The organism is Paenibacillus sp. FSL R7-0198, from assembly GCF_038000415.1.
In the GTDB taxonomy this organism is placed as follows: domain Bacteria; phylum Bacillota; class Bacilli; order Paenibacillales; family Paenibacillaceae; genus Paenibacillus.
On the sequence record NZ_JBBOCB010000001.1, the window covers coordinates 4,302,405 to 4,324,225 of the forward strand.

15 protein-coding genes are annotated in these 21,821 nt (G+C 48.6%); 14 read left to right on the forward strand and 1 reads right to left on the reverse strand.

Annotated elements, in window-relative coordinates; translation table 11 throughout:
• Positions 1–2 precede the first annotated feature (2 nt).
• Entirely contained in the window at positions 3–1,832 is a 1,830-nt protein-coding gene (locus MKY87_RS18740; protein WP_340965690.1) for a cache domain-containing sensor histidine kinase, read from the reverse strand.
• Between the two features lie 143 nt (positions 1,833–1,975).
• Here MKY87_RS18740 and MKY87_RS18745 point away from each other — a divergent pair, with 143 nt between their 5' ends.
• From MKY87_RS18745 to MKY87_RS18810, 14 genes are all read left to right on the forward strand, one after another.
• Entirely contained in the window at positions 1,976–2,857 is an 882-nt protein-coding gene (locus tag MKY87_RS18745; RefSeq protein WP_036607341.1) for a carbohydrate ABC transporter permease, read from the forward strand.
• Positions 2,857–3,693: a carbohydrate ABC transporter permease gene (locus MKY87_RS18750; protein ID WP_091038297.1), complete on the forward strand. Its 837-nt coding sequence runs from the start codon at positions 2,857–2,859 to the stop codon at positions 3,691–3,693. Before MKY87_RS18745 ends, MKY87_RS18750 begins: the two co-directional genes overlap by 1 nt.
• Positions 3,694–4,696: 1,003 nt before the next feature.
• Positions 4,697–5,995, forward strand: coding sequence for an ABC transporter substrate-binding protein (locus MKY87_RS18755; protein ID WP_339786641.1), 1,299 nt, complete (start codon positions 4,697–4,699; stop codon positions 5,993–5,995).
• 314 nt (positions 5,996–6,309) lie between these two features.
• Positions 6,310–7,533: an ATP-grasp domain-containing protein gene (locus tag MKY87_RS18760; protein WP_340965692.1), complete on the forward strand. Its 1,224-nt coding sequence runs from the start codon at positions 6,310–6,312 to the stop codon at positions 7,531–7,533.
• A 22-nt stretch (positions 7,534–7,555) separates the two neighbouring features.
• Positions 7,556–8,608, forward strand: coding sequence for a YqcI/YcgG family protein (locus MKY87_RS18765; protein ID WP_340965693.1), 1,053 nt, complete (start codon positions 7,556–7,558; stop codon positions 8,606–8,608).
• Positions 8,605–9,873, forward strand: coding sequence for an ATP-grasp domain-containing protein (locus tag MKY87_RS18770; protein ID WP_340965694.1), 1,269 nt, complete (start codon positions 8,605–8,607; stop codon positions 9,871–9,873). The genes MKY87_RS18765 and MKY87_RS18770 overlap by 4 nt, the downstream gene beginning before the upstream one ends.
• Positions 9,870–11,102, forward strand: a complete 1,233-nt coding sequence (locus MKY87_RS18775) for an MFS transporter (RefSeq protein ID WP_339786629.1) — start codon at positions 9,870–9,872, stop codon at positions 11,100–11,102. The genes MKY87_RS18770 and MKY87_RS18775 overlap by 4 nt, the downstream gene beginning before the upstream one ends.
• 338 nt (positions 11,103–11,440) lie before the next feature.
• Positions 11,441–12,007 carry a TetR/AcrR family transcriptional regulator gene (locus MKY87_RS18780; RefSeq protein WP_036607516.1) on the forward strand — a complete coding sequence of 189 codons (567 nt, stop codon included), beginning with the start codon at positions 11,441–11,443 and terminating at the stop codon, positions 12,005–12,007.
• Between the two features lie 60 nt (positions 12,008–12,067).
• Positions 12,068–14,059 carry an alpha/beta fold hydrolase gene (locus tag MKY87_RS18785; protein ID WP_340965695.1) on the forward strand — a complete coding sequence of 664 codons (1,992 nt, stop codon included), beginning with the start codon at positions 12,068–12,070 and terminating at the stop codon, positions 14,057–14,059.
• A 93-nt stretch (positions 14,060–14,152) separates the two neighbouring features.
• Positions 14,153–15,100, forward strand: a complete 948-nt coding sequence (locus tag MKY87_RS18790; protein WP_340965696.1) for an aminopeptidase — start codon at positions 14,153–14,155, stop codon at positions 15,098–15,100.
• Positions 15,101–15,724: 624 nt separating this feature from the next.
• Entirely contained in the window at positions 15,725–16,144 is a 420-nt protein-coding gene (locus MKY87_RS18795; RefSeq protein WP_249913036.1) for a chemotaxis protein CheW, read from the forward strand.
• 205 nt (positions 16,145–16,349) lie between these two features.
• Positions 16,350–19,553, forward strand: a complete 3,204-nt coding sequence (locus MKY87_RS18800; protein WP_339786624.1) for a DEAD/DEAH box helicase — start codon at positions 16,350–16,352, stop codon at positions 19,551–19,553.
• A gap of 46 nt (positions 19,554–19,599) precedes the next feature.
• Positions 19,600–20,412 (forward strand): hypothetical protein, encoded by an 813-nt coding sequence (locus tag MKY87_RS18805; protein ID WP_340965697.1) that lies wholly within the window; start codon positions 19,600–19,602, stop codon positions 20,410–20,412.
• Between the two features lie 404 nt (positions 20,413–20,816).
• The gene (locus MKY87_RS18810; protein WP_289391040.1) at positions 20,817–21,791 is read left to right on the forward strand and encodes a M15 family metallopeptidase; all 975 of its coding nucleotides are present in this window, start codon (positions 20,817–20,819) and stop codon (positions 21,789–21,791) included.
• Positions 21,792–21,821 lie beyond the last annotated feature (30 nt).

Genomic DNA, 21,821 nt, shown 5'->3' on the forward strand with positions numbered 1-21,821 from the left:
GTTCACTCTCCCGCGTATAGTTTAACCCTGATCTTCACACCATTGGGTTCCCGATTGTTGATCTCAAGCCTGGCTGAGTGACCGGGATGTGAGTTCAATTGAAGTCGGCGTATTACATTTCGTAGACCGATGGATTCAGACTCGTCGGATTCTTGTGTGGATAACCCGGTTGTTGTATGACTTTGATGTAGCCATCCGCGGATCTCCAGTAATTTATCTTCTGGTATGGAAGGTCCGTTATTATTCAGTTCTATTTCAATCCAATGATCGTTGATCCGGCGGCTGGATAGGGATATGTGACCTTTGCCAGGCTGAATATCTGCTCCATGTTTAAAGTAGTTCTCAATTAAAGGTTGTAACGTCATTCTTGGCATTTCGACAGACAAGGTATCTTCGGCAAAATCCAAGTCCACCTCAAGGCGGTCACCGAACCGCTCCTGCTGCAGTTCCAGATATAACCGGGCATGCTCCGCCTCTTCGCGTAAGGTCACGGAGGTCTGATCCCGCATGCTGTAGCGCAGCATTTTGGACAGGGAAGAGAGTAGTGTATACGCCCGTTGTCCTTGCTGTTGAAGGGCAAGTGTACCGATCGATTGCAGTGTATTATACAGAAAATGCGGATGAATCTGCGCTTGCAACGCTTTGAGCTGATTTGTTTTATTGGCGATTTCGAGTCGATATTCCCGCAAAATAAGATTATTTACCGTATCCATCATATCTCGGAAATGACGAGCGAGCACCCCGAATTCATCTCGGCTGGATAGATGGATATCCACATGCAAACGCCCGGCTTGGATCTGGTTCATATATCGCATGAGTTGCTTGAGTGGACCGGTGATTCGGATGGAGATGAACAAGGTTGCAACAATGACCAATACAAGTGCCGCAATGGCAATCATCGCGTTATTCCACGTAAGTGTGGTCGCTCTGGCGTATAACGTCTCATTCGGAATCTGTTTGACAATGGTCCAGTCGGCGTACGTGCTGCCAAGCTGCTGGTATACATACATGGAACGATCCTGTTCAAAATGTCCTGCGACATTCTGGGCTGTACCAGCGCCAGTTCGCGCGATATTCAGTTCACTGGCCGTTTCCTCTCGCAGTGCATCCGTATGATTGGCCTCGGAACGTCCCTGGTAAATGATCTGATTCTGACCATCCACAACATAGATCTGTTCCTTAGCCGGATCATACAGTCTGCCACAGATTGCTGCAATGGTATTCATATTCAGATCAATGGCGAGTACACCCAGACGCTCTGTGGACGGAATATCCTTGATCACCCGATGCAGGGTAATGACCGTTCTTTCAGGATCATCGGGGGAGGCAGCCTTGAATCCGTACGTGTGACTCATATGGGCCGATTCCACCCAGATATCCGGGCTGTCACCGCCTGTTTTTCCATGGAGCGAGCCAGAATAGGCCTGTTTGCGTTCCTCCCGCTTCGGAAAGGGATTTGTAATTAAGGTGGATTGATTGGCGGCAAAAGAGTGCAAATACAGCTGGAATACATCCGGCACAGCCGCGCGTATCGTCTGCAAAGTGGTGTACACCTCGGCAACCGCACGATAATCACCAGGAATTTTTGCCAAGTTGCGCAGAAAGTTCGGGTCATTATACACAGCCAGCGACGCTCTGGCCACGTTATCCACATAGTTGTTGAGATTGGTGGACGCTTGGTAGATCAGGCGTTTGTTCTCTTCAACAGCCTGTTCCCGCAAGGCTGTCTTGGTCTGAATAAACGTCATGCTGATCGAAGCGAGCAGTGGAAGTGTGGTAGCGATGAGCATAAAGGCAATCAATTTGGTGCGTATACTGTAGTATTTGGACATCGGAACACCCCTTCTGGTTGCAGGTTAAGAGAGGACAATATTTTACCCCCAACTGTTCACAAGGGTCGGTGTTTCCCTCGACGATAATGGGGTTTAATAGAAAAAGAGACCAATTTCATCCATCTATAGAAGGGGAGAACGATATGAAGCATCGCAAATCTTCACAGCTGTTACAGCAGCTTGTGTTCGTGGGTCCCTCCATCGTGTTTTTTATTCTCATCATCGTGGTCCCTTTCCTGCTTGGCATGGTGTATTCCTTCACGGATTGGAACGGGGTATCCGAGAACATTAATTGGGTAGGGTTCGATAACTTCGTGCATGTTTTTGCGAATGATCCCAAGTTCCAAACGGCGTTTTGGTTTACGGTGCGCTTCACCGTGGTTGGTGTGGTACTGACCAATGTGATTGGCTTTTTCCTGGCGTATTTCCTGACCAAACCGCTCAAGACGAGAAACATTCTGCGTACGATCTTTTTTATGCCTAACGTGATCGGTGGGTTGTTGCTCGGCTTTATCTGGCAGTTCATATTTGTGAAAGGGTTTTCAGCAGTAGGCGATGTAACCGGCTGGTCCTTCTTCAACCTTCCTTGGCTGGGAGACGAACCAACCGCTTTCTGGGGAATCGTGATTGTGTTTGTATGGCAGACCGCAGGATATCTGATGGTCATCTACATCTCATCTCTGACAAATGTATCCCCCGATCTGCTGGAAGCTGCAGAGATTGATGGCGCAAGCCGCTGGCAGGTACTGCGGAGCATCATTCTTCCGCTCATTATGCCGGGTGTAACGATCTGTTTGTTCCTGGCGATCTCCTGGTCGTTCAAAATGTTCGATCTCAATCTGTCGCTGACCAAAGGTGGACCGTTCGGATCAACAGAGTCGGTTGCACTTAATATTTACAATGAAGCCTTTGTGAATAACAGATATGGCATCGGAACCGCCAAAGCGCTCGTGTTCTTCGTGATCGTTGCCATCATCACCATGATTCAGGTACGTCTGACGAAGAGCAAGGAGGTAGAAGCCTAATGGAGACGACGAAAAATTACCGCTTCAGTACCATTTTAACCGAGATTGTCATGGTACTCCTTGGACTTTTATTCCTGGTTCCGTTTTACTTCCTGTTTGTGAATTCGGTCAAAACCTTCGGTGATCTGCTAACCAATTCGGCTGCATGGCCGGAAGTGTTCCAGTGGGGCAACTATGCGAACGCTTGGGAGAAAATTAACTTCCCGTCCGCGCTGATGAACTCGCTTATCGTTACGGTGGTCAGCAATCTGTTGCTTGTGCTGATCAGTTCCATGGCCGCGTACCGAATGGTCCGCAGTGATACCCGGTTCAACCGGATTTTGTTCGGCATGTTCATTGCCGCTATGGTGATTCCGTTCCAGTCTATCATGATTCCACTCGTTACTGTAACCAGTAATCTGGGATTGATCGACAGCCTTGGCGGACTCATTATCTGTTATCTCGGTTTCGGGGCACCGATGTCTGTCTTCCTGTTCCACGGATTCGTAAAATCCGTCCCACTGGAGATTGAGGAAGCGGCACGGGTAGATGGAAGCTCTGCCTACGGGGTGTTCTTCCGGATCGTATTTCCACTCATGAAACCGATGTATGTAACCGTCATCATTCTGAACACACTCTGGATCTGGAATGATTATCTGCTCCCATCCCTGATCCTGCAAAGCTCCAACCTGCGTACGATCCCGATTGCGACCTTTGCACTCTTCGGTCAATACACGAAGCAATGGGATCTGGCCTTGCCGGCACTTGTGCTCGGCATCATGCCGATCATTATTTTCTTCCTGCTGATGCAGAAGTACATCATTCAGGGAATTACCGCTGGATCAGTTAAAGGGTAAGTGCGAGTGAAAGGGTCGCTGGTGGGATCAAGCGTGGAGTGCGAGTGCAGGTCGCTGCGGGATCAAGTTGCGCTTTCGGTCGCTGTTGCTCCTCGGTGGCCTGAATGGATTAGGGCAAGGAAGCCACCGAGTATCAAAGGCGAACGCTCCGCTCCTACATCGCATCCTGATCCCTTTGCTCCCACCTCGCATGGAGGTGTGCAAAGGGAGTCATGCCCGCATAGCTTGGGCATGACTCCTGGGGAAAAGAGCAATAAGAGAAAAAGACCAATAAAGAGAAAAGACCAAGAAAAAAAGATTTAAAGACCAGGTTCGATAATGCAGAAGGTGAGTGTGTATGGGGAGGTCGCTGCGGGTTCAAGTGGGGAGTGCGAGGCAAGGTCGCTGACGGGCTCAAGTGGGGAGTGCGAGTACAAGGTCGCTGCGGGATCAAGTTGCGCTTTCGGTCGCTGTTGCTCCTCGGTGGCCTGAATGTATTAGGGCAAGGAAGCCACCGAGTATCAAAGGCGAGCGCTCCGCTCCTACATCGCATCCTGATCCCTTTGCTCCCACCTCGCATGGAGGTGTGCAAAGGGAGTCATGCCCGTATAGCTTGGGCATAACTCCTGGGGAAAAGATTAGTCAAGAGAAAAGACCAAGAAAGACGCTTGTATAGCCAGGAACTTCTTTTACAGAGTGATGGTATGCTCCCTGTTCAAAGCGCTAACGAACCCACCGCATCTTAATAGTTGGATAATCAAGGAATAGGAAATTATAACGAATCTCAGTAACCTTATTCCGGTGAAAAAAGGCGTCAGAGCCTTGAAAATCGACCAAATCGACGAAATAGCGTCTCTGTGATTCGTTAGGCTGGAGATTTGCGCAAATAGGAGCGAATAACGTGCGCTCGGTTCGTTAGAATGAAAACACGCTTCAAGGGAAGGTTATTCTGTCATCGGAGTGCCAGTTTAATTATTCATTAGTGGAACTGTTTTACTGAAACTACTATAGGGAGAGTGTATGTATGAAAAGAATGACAAAGTTGACGTTGCTTATGCTGATTGCTTTTTCGGTAATGCTTGCGGGTTGTGGCAATGGGGACAAGAGCGGCAGTCCGGTCAACACGGATACTCAAGGTGGCGGCGAGGCTGCTGCCGGGGACAAAACCATTAAAATCTTCCAATTCAAAGTCGAAATTGCGGAAGCGCTCAATCGTCTCAAAGCGGAATATGAATCCTCCCATCCAGGCGTCAAACTGGACATTCAAACCGTAGGTGGTGGTAGTGACTACGGCGCTGCATTGAAAGCCAAGTTTGCCGCAGGCGAACAACCGGACATTTTCAACGTAGGTGGTTATCGTGAATTGGATACATGGCTTGAATATCTGGAAGACCTGTCTGGAGAATCATGGGCCAAGGATGCACTCGAAGTAGCCAAAGAGCCAATGACCAAAGACGGCAAGCTCTATGGACAGCCGCTCGCGCTGGAGGGTTATGGTTTCATTTATAACAAAGACCTCTTCCAAAAAGCAGGTATTACCGAAATTCCAACAACACTGGAACAATTGGATCAAGCTGCACAGAAACTTCAAGCTGCAGGCATTACCCCATTCTCGAACGGATATCAGGAGTGGTGGGTGCTGGGCAACCATAATGTAAACGTGGCCTTTGCAAATCAGGCAGATCCGGTGAAATTCATCCAAGGACTCAACGAAAGTACGGAGAAAATCCCTGGCAACCAGGTGTTCAACGACTGGATTAACTTGCTCGACTTAACGTTGAAATACAGCAACAAAAACCCGCTGACAACCGACTACAATACGCAAGTTACGTTGTTTGCGAGTGGAGAAGCGGCGATGATGCAGCAAGGGAACTGGACTCAAGTACAGATCGATGGAATCGATCCGGATCTGAATCTGGGTATTCTGCCGATGCCAATTAACAATGAACCCAATGACAAATTGTTTGTCGGCGTGCCGAACTATTGGGTTGTGAACAAGAATTCCCAAGTGAAACCGGAAGCAAAAGAGTTTTTGGAATGGCTCGTAACTTCGGATATCGGGAAACAATACATGACAAAAGAATTCAAATTCATCCCGGCGTTCAGTTCCATCACAGCATCCGAAGAGGATCTGGGTGACCTCGCCACAGAGATCATGAAGTATAGCCAGGAAAATAAAACACTCAGCTGGAACTTCAACCGCTTCCCTGAGGGGGTTCCACAAGAGTATGGCAGCACAATTCAGGCTTACGTTGCAGGCAAATCGGATAAAGCCGGATTGCTCGACGCATTGCAACAGAACTGGGATAGTCTGAAAAAATAACGGCTTCCCCTTCAATGAATGAAGGTGTGGATAAGTAAAAACATATAAAAAGGTGACTCCAGATTAATTGGAGTCGCCTTTTTTTAATGAGAAAATTTCCAGTTAAAAAGTGCAAATATGAACCCAAATATCGACTAATACAGATGGTCGGGTGTTTGTATGATGTTTACAACCTGTTGTTAGTACACATTATGGCAAGAAATAGCCAAACTTTAAATATTTGTAATTTTTAGATTGACAGTTCCATGTGATATCCATATTATAGAAAAATATAGCAGAAAGTAAAGATATTTGAATCGGAGGTGAAGTTCTTTATGAGGGATATTGTATTCCTGTGTGACAAGCGGATTAACACCAAAACAGGGTTTCTCGAAGCCTTGTCCAAAATTTCGGACACAACCAACATTTTGCTGGTGGAACAGGGCTATGAACAGTTTGCTACATTACCAGAAGGGCTGTTCAGTGCAGTGTTCGAAGTGGGTGATATTACTCAGATTGACCAGGTGGAAGAGGTTTTTGAGCGCATTTTGGATGAATATGATGTGGAGCGCATCATTGCCCCGACTGAAAATGTGGTGGAGACAGGCGGGTATCTCAGAACACGTTTTGGTATCCCTGGTATTCAAAAGAATCAGGCTGAGACGGTACGTAACAAATGGATCATGAAGGAGACATTGCGGCAGGCGGGAATCCACACGTCACAGACACGTATTGCGTCCAATGCAGTACAGATCAGAAAGATTGTCGCAGGCATTGGTTTTCCCATCATTATCAAACCGATTAGTGGGTGGGCGACGATCATGACGTACAAGCTCAATAATCAAGAGGAACTTGAGCATTATATCAACCATTCCTGGAATCGGGAATCAGTGCTCATTGAGGAATTTATTACGGGTAGGGAGTTTCATATTGACTCCATCGTTTCCGAAGGTGAGCTTGTATTTTCCTCCGTCTCTGAATATTTGTTTAATTGTCTTGAGATTGTCCAAAATGATCGCCCTTCCGGTACGATCTGTTATCCCGCTAATACACATTATGAATATGTAGAACGGATGCAGTCGTTTAATGAAGAGATCATACGGACACTGGGGATACGTAACAGTGTGTTCCATGCAGAGGTATTTCTTTTGCCGAATGGGGAGATCTGTTTTGGAGAGATTGGAGCAAGAATTGGAGGGATTGTCATCATTCCACCTATGGTGTTGAATTCCCATCAGGTTAACTTGTTTGATGCAGCCATTCAAACGGAACTTGGAATATATGAAGCGCCAACCTCGGTTAATACAGGCAAGTACACCGGTGCGGTTAATTTTCCATCTGCTGTAGGCAAGATCGAAAGCATCTCATCCGCAGAAGATTTCAAATCGATGGAAGGACTCATTGATATTCGAATTAACTATACATCAGGCCAGTCCATTTCAGGTGGTCGAGATACGATGTCCAGATCCGGATTTGCCATTGTGGAAGGCCCGGATATTGAATTCGTTAGAAAACAACTTCTAGAATTACATGACAAGTTTGTCCTGGTTCACCATTAAACCATTCTAGGAGGGCTTTGGGTTGTTGCTAGATAACGCTGATGTGAAGAGATTGGATAGTCATGATTGGAGAAAGCAGGAATTTGAGCATTTTGAAAAGGATATGACCGGTGACAGCCCTCGGTTTCCCTGCATTTTCGGTGCCATGGGGCTTAACCGCAATGAGCTGCGGTTCTCCTTTTTGGATGATGTAGAAGACCATTCCATAGAAGAGCTTGCAAAGGCATTGAGAGAATATGTGGAACAGGCAAGGAGCTTCGGAAACTACACCTCCATGGTTACATTTTTTAATATTGATAAGGATCTATCCATCCATGAATATCAGCATAAGTTTTGGTCCATCCTGACCCGGCTGCACACCATCGACTTGAAAGAATGGCCAGAATTCATACCGAATGAAGAGAATGATCCTTTGTGGGAATTTTGCTTTCATGGGGAACCCATTTTTGTCGTTTGTAATACACCAGCACATGAGGTGAGAAGGAGCAGACATGCCAATACATACATGATTACCTTTCAACCACGATGGGTCTTTGAATCGATTGGCTTGGGAACACCAAAAGGAGATAAATCCAAGGATTTGGTGCGAAGCTTGCTTCGGCAATACGATGCCATTGATCCATTCCCGCATCTAGGGATCTATGGGAATCCGAATAATCGAGAGTGGCTGCAATATTTTATTCCAGATACCAATGAAGTTTCTGCTACAGCGCAATGCCCATTTCATCATATGAGGAGGAATAGTATGAGTTCAGTTCAATATATTAAAGGGTCTGACATAACACTTGAAGAAGCTGTAATGCAGTTGCTGCCTGTAACCGGTTCGGTAGAGGTTCAAAGAGATACACCATTCAGGGAGCACAAATCTCACACCCATCCTACAGACGAGACACTTCTGATTATCAATGGAGATATTACCTTCTTCACAGAAGAAGGAGAACTGCATTGCACGCCAGGTGACCGCATTTTGCTTCCGGCTAATACGGTGCACTCCTCCAAAGCCGGGGAGAAGGGAACGTTGTATATTATCGCTTTGGAGTTTGTGGAGCAGCCGAAAGAAGAGGTTCTGGCATGACTCGTTCCTCCGTTGGTTTGCTCATGAGAAAAGGCTTATCACTGCACGGGGATCATATTGAAGCTCTGGGAAGAATTTTCGAAGAGGTCCATTTATGGACCTCTGTTTCTGGATTTGAACAAGATCCTCGCTTTCGTTCTGTTCAGCATATTCCCAAGAATGAGAATGTGGAAGAAATGATCGTGCAGGCGAGACAAATAGGCGTTCCGTTTTTCATTACCTGGCAGGAGACGGATATTGTACTAAATGCGAGATTAAATGAAGGATTGGGAAGACAGGATATTCCTGTCCAAGCGGCCGAAATTGCCAGAGACAAGTCCAGACAGCGTCAGTTCCTGAAGCAAGAGTACGTGGCCTGTCCTGAATTTTATGCCGTAAATACGTTGGATGAGGCTGTTACAGCCGCAGCAAGTGTAGGCTATCCGGTTATTATTAAACCCACACTGGCCGCATCCAGTAGCCATGTTGCGCTCGTTCATTCGCCTGCCGAATTGAAGGAGGCCTTCGATAGCATATCGCAACTGGCCATTTCGCAGTCCGGGCTATATTTTGACGAGGAATGTCCTGCAATAGCGCTGATTGAAGAGTTCTTGCCCGGGGAAGAGATTACGCTGGATGGCGTAGTTGTGAATGGCCTGTTTTATCTGGGAGGAGTACATAACAAGCTCAGAATGCCAGGTCCTTACTTTGAAGAGGATGAATATACGCTACCTTTTCAGGGAGAATCCAATGTGGAACAAGAACTTTGCGAGATGGCTCAGCAAATATGTACAGGTCTGAAACTTGAAAATGGTCTGTTTAACGTTGAAGCCAGACAAAACGCCAATGATGAGTATAAAGTGGTGGAGTTCAGCTGTCGTATCAGTGGTGGGCATGTCTATCGCAATATACGTGATGTGTATGGGACTGATCTGGTGACCGCTCATGCTTATGGTCTTCAGGGCGAGGAAACGTTGGCTGTCCATTTTGCGAAAAGAACGGCTCCCAAGTGTGCTACCTGTATCAAATTTGTATACCGTGATGGCAAGGTGTTGAATAATGCCAGCGGTGAGGCAGCAAATGATGTCAGGTACCGGGCTTATTATCCAGTGGCTGCCAAAGGTAGAGTGGTCCATTCTGCTCCGAAAGGATTCGATATTACAGGTCTGCTGTCTGTGCGTACCCAATATGAGGGACCTGAGGACATCGAGTCGGTAAAACAAGTCGCAAGATCTCTGGAACAAAAGCTGGATTTGCAAGTTGCTGAGGTGAGACAGCTTCAATGATACAGACTATTTTGTTCATACTATTTCTGTCGATTACCCTATGTGGAGATACGATTCTAAATATTACTCTGATCTGGTCTGTACTGGAGCAGGGCGGATCTATTACTCATCTGAGTATTATTATTACGATCATGAGTTTGGTACCTATTTTATTGCAAAAATATAGCTTTTTTCTCAAAACTGCGCTTAAAGAACGACCCTTGCTGATTTTCAGCTTGGCCCGCATCCTGGGTATTGTGTTTCTGCTTGTGTTTTTAATTCAATTTGCGGGCAACACCAATGTGTATGGCTTATATCTGATTGGTGGCGTATTCTCCGTGATTCTCTTTCTGACCAATCAGAGCCTGGAGATCTACATGTCCCAGATGGTGCTGGATGGGAAAATCAAATCACACAAGGCCTCACATGACTTGCAGACTGCGATTCAAATTGGTGCCTTTGGAGGAAGCGCAATAACCGGAGTTCTACTCAGTATAGGCGGATTGCCAATGATCTCGACCGTACTCATGGTGACGCTGGCTGTCGGTATGATGGCTCCATGGCTCATTCCGATTCTGTCCCGATCCGGTCAGGCTGAGCAGAACATACAGAAAGAAAAAACGGAGGCTCCGCAGATTACATACTCCGACGCCGTGCGAAAAAAAGTACTGAACATGACCATATTGGCGGTAGTTGTATTAACCGTGCAATTGGGAGCAATTAATTTTATCGTACCGATTTTGTTCCACGATATCTTCAATTGGGACTCATCCCGTTACGGGGCCATCGGAGCAGCGATGGGGCTAGGTGCCTTTCTTGCAACGCTGATTCGTAAGTGGGAACACCGAATTCCAATGTATCTATTTATACTGATCGGCGTGATCGATATCATCATTGGCACGGTACAGGTGTTTGCGGTGTCGTTAATCTGTGGATTCATGCTTGGGTTTGTGTTTAACCGGACTCGTATTATGCAAAGGTCTGTCATGTTTGATAACTTACGCAGCCGCGAAGAGACCATGAAGTGGTCGGGGAGATCAACGTTCGCCACTCAATTTACAAGATCAGTTGTCCCATTGGTGTTGGCACTTCCGTTGTCCCTGATGGGGCAGGAGAATACAGGCGTACTGTTAGGAACACTCGGTGTTACGGTGACGATAATCCTGTTTGTCGCCATCCGATTGGAGAACAGATTGCCGCTTCAAGGTACCGAACCGATTATTGCTGGGGACAGTAAACCTTCGGTTTGAAGCAGGGAAACAAAAGTAACAGTTGGAAAATGAATTGTACGAAGGGTCAGCCGGGTGCGTTCTGGTTGGCCTTTTTTTGTTTTATTCACTGGAATACATGTGGATAACCCAAAAGCAGTTTAACGATCTCATGACGTATTTAACACAGAGTTAATACTATATGTGGATATCCTGTGTGTATAACACTCTAAATGTGGACAAGTATGGAGTACTTGGAGTAGGAAATCCTCTTTTGTTAACAGAAATACTTGTTTTCAACTTACTAGTACTGTATAGTTCTAAATATGACAAATCAAAAAATGAACACGAGACCTGCCAAATCCAAGAGTTCCAATCCGGTGAACCGGACCAAGGCAGTTGAAGTGGCGGCACAATTATTTCTGCGTCAGGGGTACAGCTACGTCAGCATGGATGAAGTCGTGCGAGTGAGTGGGGTATCGAAGTCGAATATTTATTATCATTTTAAAAACAAGGAGGAACTGCTCCAGGCCGTGGTACAATACTGGATTGCCCAGTATGAGTCGGAGCTGTACCTGCTGCTCAGTCAGCGTGAGCGAGGAGTGGAGGAGCGTATCTACTCATTCATGGCATTGCTGTCGGCAGGTATTGAGGGCCGAAATTACGAAGGGAGCTGTCCTTTTGTTACGTTATATATGCAGACACCTGACAGTGCACCCCAAGTGAAGGAAAGCATATCCAGATTCTTTCGTGAGCTTAGACCTATGGTGGAGAAGTTGTTTCAGCAAGGTTTGGATCGTGGTGAATTTCGCAAAGAAATTGAACCGGGACCGGCTGCGTTGTTGTTTATTGCAGCATTGGAAGGTTCTCTGATCCTCGCGGGAACTGCGCGTGATGTAGGGATTATAGAACAATCGGCGCGTACTTTTTGTCAGATGCTTCGTTAATCGAAGCTCTTTTTTTGAATATAACTAGTACTATATAGTACTAAAAGGGGCCGTAACAGAATGATTGTACATACTAACCGTGTATCCAATGAAGTAAACACAGCAGCAAATTCAACAAAGATGAATCAGGTAATAAGCAAGTCTGATATTGCAGCCACGACCATTTTTATGACAGGAAGCACAGGTTTTATCGGCAAAGAAACGGTCAAACAGCTCACACAGGGAGACGCACAATTGCTCTTGCTGGTTCGTTCGGAACAGCGAGCCAGAACTGTGCTGAAGGCTTATGGAGTGAAGGATTTCGACCGAATTACCTTTATTACAGGTGATTTGTCCATGTCGGGTCTTGGCCTTACCGCAACGGACCGGGAGCGTGCTCTTGAAGCGAATGTGATCATTCATGCGGGTGGAACGATGGACGTCACTTTGGAACGAAAAGTAGCCGAGCAGATATTCATGAACGGGGCCAGAGAAGTGGCACAGCTAGCACAGGAAATCCACCGTACTCATGGATTGAGACACTTTATCCACGTTGTTGGTTATATGAGTCCTTATGGAGAACGGAATGAACAGGGGAATTATCTACAGGTTGAGCATGTGGATAACAATGAAAGTGCATATGAAGAGATGAAGTTCCATGCCGATCTGCACATTCGCGAGCATGCAGAACAGCATCACTATCCCTTATCCGTTGTAAATCCGAGTACAGTGGTTGGACCACGTCCGACAGGTGAAACCGAGCAAACGGGTGGGATTGGACTGCTCATTCAGGCGATTCAGAAAGGGCTTATGCCGGTAGTGCCGGGAGGTTCATCCTATTGGTTACCGCTTGTGGAGAATGACATTGTTGCACAGACGCTTGTTTTTCTATCCAGGGAAGCTGCTCCAGTCGGAGGAACTTATCCACTGTTGGCGCGGAAGGAGGACAGTCCCAATATGAAGGAACTGCTGCAACTCTTGGCGCAGCAATTGGACGTACCCAAGCCCAAAGGGGCTGTGCCACTACCATGGATTCAATGGATCATGAAATCAGGTGGTTCACGCATCAGTGGTGTTCCAGCGGAGTCGGTTGCTTTTATTACCAACAGGTCATTCCCGGTTGAAGAGACGGAGGCTCTGTTCACACGTATGGGGCAATCGTGGCCGGACATCCGGGAACAGCTTCCGCTGGTTACAGCTGATCTGGACTATCGTCTGCGGTATACGCCGTTACCTGAGGGTTTTCCGACAGATTATATTCGGTCACGGAGCGGAAATATGGCTATGCTTGGTTGGGAGGGTGAGGGAGAGCCTTGGATTATTGTACATGGTCTGCTTCAATCTGCGGATGAGATGTTACCGTTAGGAAAACAGCTTAGGGACCGGACCGGGAACCCGGTATGGTTAATCGATCTCGCTGGATTCGGACGGTCCCCGGTGCATCAGGGGGATGAAGCATTTGAAGGTCAGGTGGATGCACTGCTTACGGCTCTTGGTGAGTTTGAAGGTCCGGTGAAGCTGGTGGGCCATTCAATAGGGGCTGCTATTGCAGCTGCGGCACAGATGCGTAGCGGGCGGACAGACATTCGGTTAGGTTTGCTTCAGCCAGTTGCCAACAATTCGAATCCGAATGTGCTAAGATGGGTTTCCCGTTTGCCAAGAGGGGTGATGCGCTCCCTGCTGCGTGGACGATCGGAGAAAAGTTGGAATCAAATGTTCAGTTCACATAGCGGCGTAGGCGACAGCAGTGTTATGGCCCATACCATGGGCAAGAAAATACGTTCCAGTCTCCAATCCCCTCGCATTGCAGGAGCACATGCAGACTTGTTGCGCTGGATTCACTCGGGTCAGAGGAAAGGCGCCAGATCAACGTTGTGGGCGAAAATGGAAAGTCAGCATTATGCCAAGAATGCATTAGTTGTATGGGCCAATCAAGATCGGGAATATCACTATCCCCAGGATATGAACTCAAAGGTCAAACGGATAGATGTACCCTATGGACATTACTTTCCGACGTTTCAGTATAAGGAAACAGCCGCAATCCTCGCCGAATGGGCCGATACCTTGAGGTGAGTTCAGGTTTGGACATGCAGGAATCCCGTGCCAATTGTCGAAAGGGTCAAGTCGACTTTTGAGAGTTGAACCAAAGACAGGAGAGATGAATGTATGAGCAAGCAACGTGTGGAAATCAGTAAAAATGTGCTAACGGAATGTCTCGGACTGCGCAGCGGTGAGAATCTGGTAGTTATCGCAGACGATATGAAACGGGATCTGGCTGAATCCATCTATGAGGCAGGCAAAGCACTTGGTGCTGAGTCGGTCCTGTTAATTATGGAGGAACGCAGCAGATCTGGAGAAGAGCCACCTGCGCCGATTGCAGAGGCCATGATTCGAGCAGATGTAGCTGTGTGTGTAACGCGATATTCATTAACACATACCCAGGCACGCAAAAAAGCCGCTGCTTCAGGGACCCGAGTGGCAACCATGCCTGGCATGACAGAGGATATGTTTGTGAACGGAGCCATTACAGCTGAATATTCGCAAGTAAAGGCGTTGACAGAGAAGGTAACGGCTCTATTAACCGCAGGTCGCCATGTGCGAATAGAGAAGCAGGGCCATAGTCTTTCCTTTTCCATTGAAGATCGTGACGGTGTACCAAGCACAGGTATGTATTTGAACCCTGGTGAATCGGGCAACTTGCCGTCAGGGGAAGCCTATATTGCTCCCGTTGAGGGCAAGGGCGAGGGCAGTATTGTTGTAGATGGTTCCATTGCTGGAATTGGGGCACTCCGTGAACCGATGCTATTGACCGTTAATGAAGGACGGTTGGTGTCAGCTGAGGGACCAGATGGGGCTCAATTACTGGAAACGCTTGGTGAGGGCGATGGTCGTTTTCTCGGCGAATTCGGTATTGGTACCAATAACAAGGCACGAATCACGGGTGTTGTGCTGGAAGATGAGAAGGTGTACGGCACAATTCATGTGGCCTTTGGCAGCAATAACACATTTGGTGGAACGATTGCCGCGGGTGTTCATATTGATGCAGTTGTACAAAAGCCGGACGTGTACATCGATGACAAGCTGATCATGCGTCAGGGTGAATTGGTCGAATAACTACAGTGAAGGAAATTAGGCATGTCCACAACGTGTCCACAGTAAGGGATAACTGAAGCGGAAATTTAGATTTTACGTTAGATTTACAAACAAATACACAACATGTCCACATTAAATTAATGAATATCCACATGAAACGCCAAAGATATCCACAGCATGTGTGCAATATGTGCACAACTTATCCACAAATCAGGTATAACTCGTGTTTTCATCCGATAAAACAGTCGTTTTGGAGTAATGAAACAAGTTATCCACAGGAATATCGCTTTTTTGTTCCAAGTATTTGAAAACATAGAAACAGATCCATAATATATGGGGATAAAAAAGACCAAAAATCGGCATAAAGCTGATCTTTGGTCTTTTTTTGAATATATTTTTTCAATCCAATGTCAGGTTACTTACTCTCAATATTAAAACGACTGACTTCCACCACCCCCCACAACAGGGCAAATGAGCAGAGCCGAGACAGCAACCGTAATGCAACGTCTGTTGAAGTTGGCAAAATTGATCTGAAGCCTAAACATTTGATCAAAAATAACCGATACACCAAAGTAACATCTAATAGGACGAAAGTAGTCTGATTATACGGAATGAGAGGGTATGGGGATAACTATGGACGAGGGAATGCAATATATTAATTTTTCGGTAGGAGACCAGATTTTTGCACTACGAATTGATGAAGTTCATGAGATCATCAGAATGGTGCAGGTGACTACGGTCCCGTTTGGAAGTCCGGAGATCAGAGGTTTTGCTTCGTTGTACGGTAAGGTCGTTTCGGTAGTGAGTCTTCGAGTATTGTTAGGCATGCCGGACCAGGAGGATACCTCTTCTACACGTATTATTGTGGTGCCTTACAAAGGAGGATTTGTACCTCTAATCGTCGATATGGTTGATTCTGTCGTAAGTTACGATCGTTTCGAGGAACCTGCTGAGGAACACCGCCGTTTCATGCTTGGCGTTTTTGACAAAATCGGGTTCTGTGCAGATCACCGTGCAGGCATTTTGAACCTGGATGTATTACTGGGCAGCTTGATCAGATCATAGTAGTATAACGATCCGTTATTCTTTCAATTTTCAGTATTATCCTTCGGTTTACCCAAATGTTCCTCATCCGCTTTTCGGGAGAAGGGACATTTTTTTGTGCTGCAAAGCATCGAAATAACCACTTTTTATGGGCAAAGGTTTTTAAATCCGGTCATTTTCGTATATGATGGAGAGTAACAATGCGAAGGGATGACGGGAGACTTTAATGATGCAATCGCTGTATGGAGTATGGCTTGGTGACGTATTTTTTTGTTTTTCCGGTGAAACATCGGAACCACGTGTGGATGCATGGAGCCACGTGGTAAGAAGGTTGAATTTTGGCGACGGGGGTCGTCTGTTTCAGCCTGCCGCTCTGCGTCTTGCGGAGCTGCGCTGGCCAAATCCGCTCAGGAACACGGCTGAAGCCAAGAACACGAAGCGGCGTCAGCTGCTGGGGCGCACATTGGAAGGATTGGCAGTCTCGCCTAAGGATGCCTTCAGGTTGCTGCTGCAATGGGATGACCGTTTGTTAAATGCAGCCGGAATTCAGGTTGGAGAAGAGATGCGTTACTGGATCAAGGCAGCGCAGTTCACACAGGAGCTGCTGTTGCGGGGAGCAATTGCTCCATCGGCTGAATTCGCAGCAAAGACCGGAGCACGGCGACGGACCGGGCAAGAGACATTAACAGGCGTATGGCGGCCACGCTTGCAGCAGGAGGAGGACATTGAACGCTTCCGCGATCTTGCTGAAGCGATGCCTCCGATTGGATTGGCTGCTCCTGGAGCTTACGCTTCATTGGAACCGGAAACGCGTGAAGAAGCAGGGGCTGCGGTATTATTTTCATTCATGAGTGGCATGATTCATGCTGTAGTGACAAGTGAACTGGAGGGCATGGACAGTGAACTGTCCCGTTACCGCACCCCATATCGACGCGGATCTTCGCCAGTAGCCGAACTCTGGTGGAACAGTCTGATCTCGATGTTCCGTCCTGTGACGGTGCAAGGGCCGACGGACGATATGACAGCGTTTATTCATACGCTGCAAGAAGTTGGTGGAACGTCAATGCCAATCGTGGGAGCAGAAGAGATGGCGCCTGCTGAAGGCCAATTGAAGCTGGTGCTCCGCTTGGAGCCTCCACTGGGCGAACATGAAACGATCTGGGGAATAAGCTTTTGGGTGGACAGTGAGCAGGAACCAAGCCTGAGGTTGCCTGCACGGACCATCTGGGCACATCCGGAGCGAGATCTGGACCGAGGTAAGGTGTTATATACCTCGGCGGCAGAGCAATTATTGATGGCACTCGGGCATGCAGCAGAATTGGCACCTGAATTGGAGACGGCGCTGCTTACCGCTCGCCCAGAGGAAATTAAGCTGGAGCAGCAGGGTTTCTTCGAATTTCTCACGCATGCGGTTCCACGTTTGCAGAAGGCTGGGATAACCGTTCTCATGCCTTCAAGGTGGAGTCGTGCCGGGAAACGTCGTGCGGGACTCCGTCTGCAGATGTTGAATCGGGGAACAGAGCGGTTGCCTGGAGCCACATCGGCACTGGGCATGGAGCAATTGGTTGCTTTCAAGGCGGAGCCTATGCTGGATGGTAAACCGGTCACGGCGGAGGAACTGGCAGCGCTCGCTGAATCCACAGTTCCGTATGTTATGTTCCGCGGTGAATGGATTGAAGTGGATACAAAAGAGATTCGCCAAGTCCTGCGTTATATGAAAAAAGAAGAAGAACAATATATGCCTCTCTCCGAATGGCTGCATCTGGCAGCGGATGAAGGGGAGGATTCCGCATGGAAGGGTCTTTCCGTCTTTGGCGCCGAATCCGATGGGATGCTCGCTTTCCTGCTCGATGGACAGGTGCTTCGCAGCATTGAGCCTCGTCAGGTTCCGGCAGAATTGCATGGTGAACTAAGACCTTATCAGGAACGAGGTTACCAATGGTTATCCGCGATGCGTGAGCTGGGCTTTGGCGTATGTCTTGCGGACGATATGGGACTTGGGAAGACCATTCAGGTAATTACCTGTCTGCTGGACCGCAAACACGAGGAACGCCAGGCGGCTGAAGAGGAAGCACGTGAGAATGAGCTGCTGAATGGATCAGATGATTCTTTCTCGGCGGATCAGCACACGAATGAGCAGCCTGTTCATCTGCCTGCACTTATTGTGTGTCCTACCTCGCTGCTCGGAAACTGGCAGCGTGAGCTGAAGCGATTTGCCCCGGATCTGTCGCTGTATATTCATCATGGCGGACAACGGTTGCACGGGAATGATTTTCAGGCAGAAGCGCAGACACATGACATTGTACTGACGACCTATCATCTGGCAGGCAGAGATGGCCCGGATCTGGCTTCGCTGCACTGGTCCACCATTGTGCTGGATGAGGCTCAATATATTAAGAACTATCGTACCAAACAAGCGCAAAGCGTAATGCGCCTGTCTACACTTCATCGTATTGCGATGACGGGAACACCTGTAGAGAACCGATTGAGCGAACTTTGGTCAATTTTCCAGTTTCTCAATCCGGGGTATCTGGGCACAGCTTCATCGTTCCGTCAGCGGTATACGGGACTGGGGCCATCCGAAGAAAATGCAGCATCCTTGCGTGAGCTTCATCGACTGGTATCTCCATTCATGCTGCGCAGGCTGAAAAGTGATCCGGATATTCGCAAGGATCTGCCAGAGAAGCTTGAACTGAAATCCTATTGTTCCCTGACGCCGGAGCAGACGGTGTTGTACCAACGTGTAGTGGATGATCTGATGGGTGGTCTGGACGGCAGAAATGGCATTGCCCGGAAGGGGATTGTTCTTTCCTCCTTGACCAAGCTCAAGCAGATCTGTGATCATCCAGTGCTGGCGGACAGTAATCGGAAAGACCACGGCAAGGCTGAGGCATCTGGTAAGATGGAGCGATTGCTTGAACTGCTGGACGCCATCCGTGATAACGGGGAATCGGCTCTGATCTTCACGCAGTATGTTGCTATGGGAGATCTGCTGGTATCGAGGTTGAAACAGCGATATGAGGAAGAACCTTATTTCCTGCATGGTGGTGTGTCGAAGGCGCAAAGAGATGATATGGTGGAGACTTTCCAAAAAGGAGAGGGGCCGTCCATGTTTGTTCTATCTCTTCGTGCCGGAGGTGTGGGTCTGAATCTGACACGGGCGAGTCATGTCGTTCACTATGATCGGTGGTGGAATCCCGCGGTTGAGAATCAGGCGACGGACCGTGTATTCCGAATCGGACAGAATCGCAACGTGCAGGTGCATAAGTTGATCTGTCAGGGAACACTGGAAGAACGGATTGATGAGCTGATTGAGAGCAAGAAGGCACTGTCCGAGCAGGTCGTTGGTTCGGGTGAGAATTGGCTGACCGAGATGTCGGATGATGAGCTGCGTGGTCTGATCTCTCTTCAGGGTGAGACGTGGCTGTGACCTTGAACTTTCAGAGGAATATAGATGTTGAGAAAGGGGGATTATTGTGAGCGAAAAATGGAAGATCGAGCTGCATATGTCCCCCGGTGGATGGACAGCAGAAGTAAATACAGCAGCGGAAGCGGACCAGGAAGTTTCCGTTTCCGCTTCCGCTGCTGAGGGCAAGACCGGATCAGCCGCAGGCATGTTCACGGTCACGGGAACGCCCGCGCGACTGAGCGAAGCCCAGCGCGAGGCTGTACTGGCTCAGCTGCGCAAGCGCCCGCTGACGCTGTACGCCCTGCTGCGCGGCGGCCCGGCGCCCGAGGAGCTCGCCGGGCTGCTGCCGGCTGCGCAAGCGCCCGATGGCTCGCCAGGCGCAGCAACGGCCAGCGCGGCCGTGGCGTGCACCTGCGGCCGCACTGGCTGCGCGCATGCCGCGGCCGCTGAGCGCGCCGTAGCCGCGCGCCTCGCGGCCGAGCCGCTGCTGCAGCTGGCGCACGCCGGCCTGCCGCGCGAAGCGCTGCTCGCCGGCGTGCTGGGGGCATGGGCGGAGGAACTCGCCCATGATCCCAGCGGCCCCGGCCGCGCAGCGGAAACGGCTGGCCGCCCGCAAGTGCGGGGCGGCGAAGGCGGCGCGGCCGTCGGCGAGTGGATCGCCGAGGCCGCCGCGGACGGCGCCATGCACCAGCCGGGGCCGGGTTTTGGCGCCGTTGAGGTGCGCCTCACGCAGCCGGGCAAGCCGCCGGCCTTGCCGGAGCTGACAGCGCTGCTGCCGGGCGTGCCGGCCACCGCAGGGCTGGATTTGATCCGCGAGCGTGTAGCCGCGCGGATGTGGCAGGCTGTCCAGAAAAAGACGGACAGCCCGGCAACCAAATGATGCACCCATCAGAGCGGGGGAGATCTCAGATCACCCCTGCTTGTTTTTATTGCAGCATGTTGCATTATTCGATTTAATTCATTTCCCGGTACAAGACGCTCTTTGTCTTGATTGATAATGCTCATTAGTTAGTAAAGTGCATCTCGGTATTATCATTTTTTGCATAATGGATATATGAAGGCATATTCCCATTTCACTTTTATTGTGTACAGCACGGGGATGTTGCTCTAAAAGTCCAAAAAACGATCATACAGGCTGTACAGCCCGTATATGTTCGTTCTGATCTCTTCTAAAGGAGGTCTTTACCGGTGGAGCTTCGCTCCCAATTAAGGTATACTGTCGCAGGGAACACTGCACGCAAGAGAACTATATAACATTTATTTTATTGCGATAGGAGTTTTTACATGAAATCAACTACAGGAAGACAGCGCCGTATGGTGGTTATGCTGTCCTCATTGATGATATGCGGAGCATTGCTTGCCGCGTGCCAGAACGGTTCAGGCACAGAGGAGAGCCAGAATCCGAATGGAACAGGTAACACACAACAGGAGACGGACGGCACAACGGTTCATTTTACGGAGGATAAAGGAACGGATGGCGACAATGCTGGCGGAGATGACACATCATCTTCTGGCAACAGCGGTGAAGGCACGGATAGCGAGTCTGGAAATGCTTCAGCGGGCGAAGGGCAGGGCTCTTCGGACAATGGTAACGGGGCGACAGCGGAAGATCCATTGCTGGAGAAACGCAGTATCAGCGCACTGCAAACGACAATTGATGCAAAATCCGTGGTGACCAATGCCGAGTCTATGACCGTTATTGTGAACAAACAACGGAGTCTGCCTGACGGTTACGAGCCGGACGATCTGGTAGAGCCGAATGTACCGTTCTCCTTCGACGAACCACACGAGAAGCGGCATATGCGCAAGGAAGCAGCCGAGGCACTGGAGAAGTTGTTTGCAGGTGCAAAAGCGGATGGCATTGAGCTTCGTGCGGTGTCCGGTTATCGTTCATATCAGCGTCAGGTATCCATCTATAACAATAATGTCAAAACCAAAGGTCAAGAATACACGGATCGCGTGAGCTCTGTGCCAGGCCGAAGCGAACATCAGACGGGTCTTGCCATTGATGTATCCAGCCCGAGTGTGGGCAATGTGCTGGAAGAGGTATTTGGCACATCGAAGGAAGGTCAGTGGCTGGCTGAACACGCTGCAGAATACGGATATGTCATCCGTTATCTGAAAGGTGAAGAAGATACCACAGGTTACGTCTATGAGCCTTGGCATATTCGGTACATCGGTACCGATTTGGCACCGGATGTGGCGAAGAGTGGGTTAACTCTGGAAGAATACTTCGATGAGGCTAATATCAAGTTGTAATTTGGATGTTTCATCCTTAAAGAAAAAGAA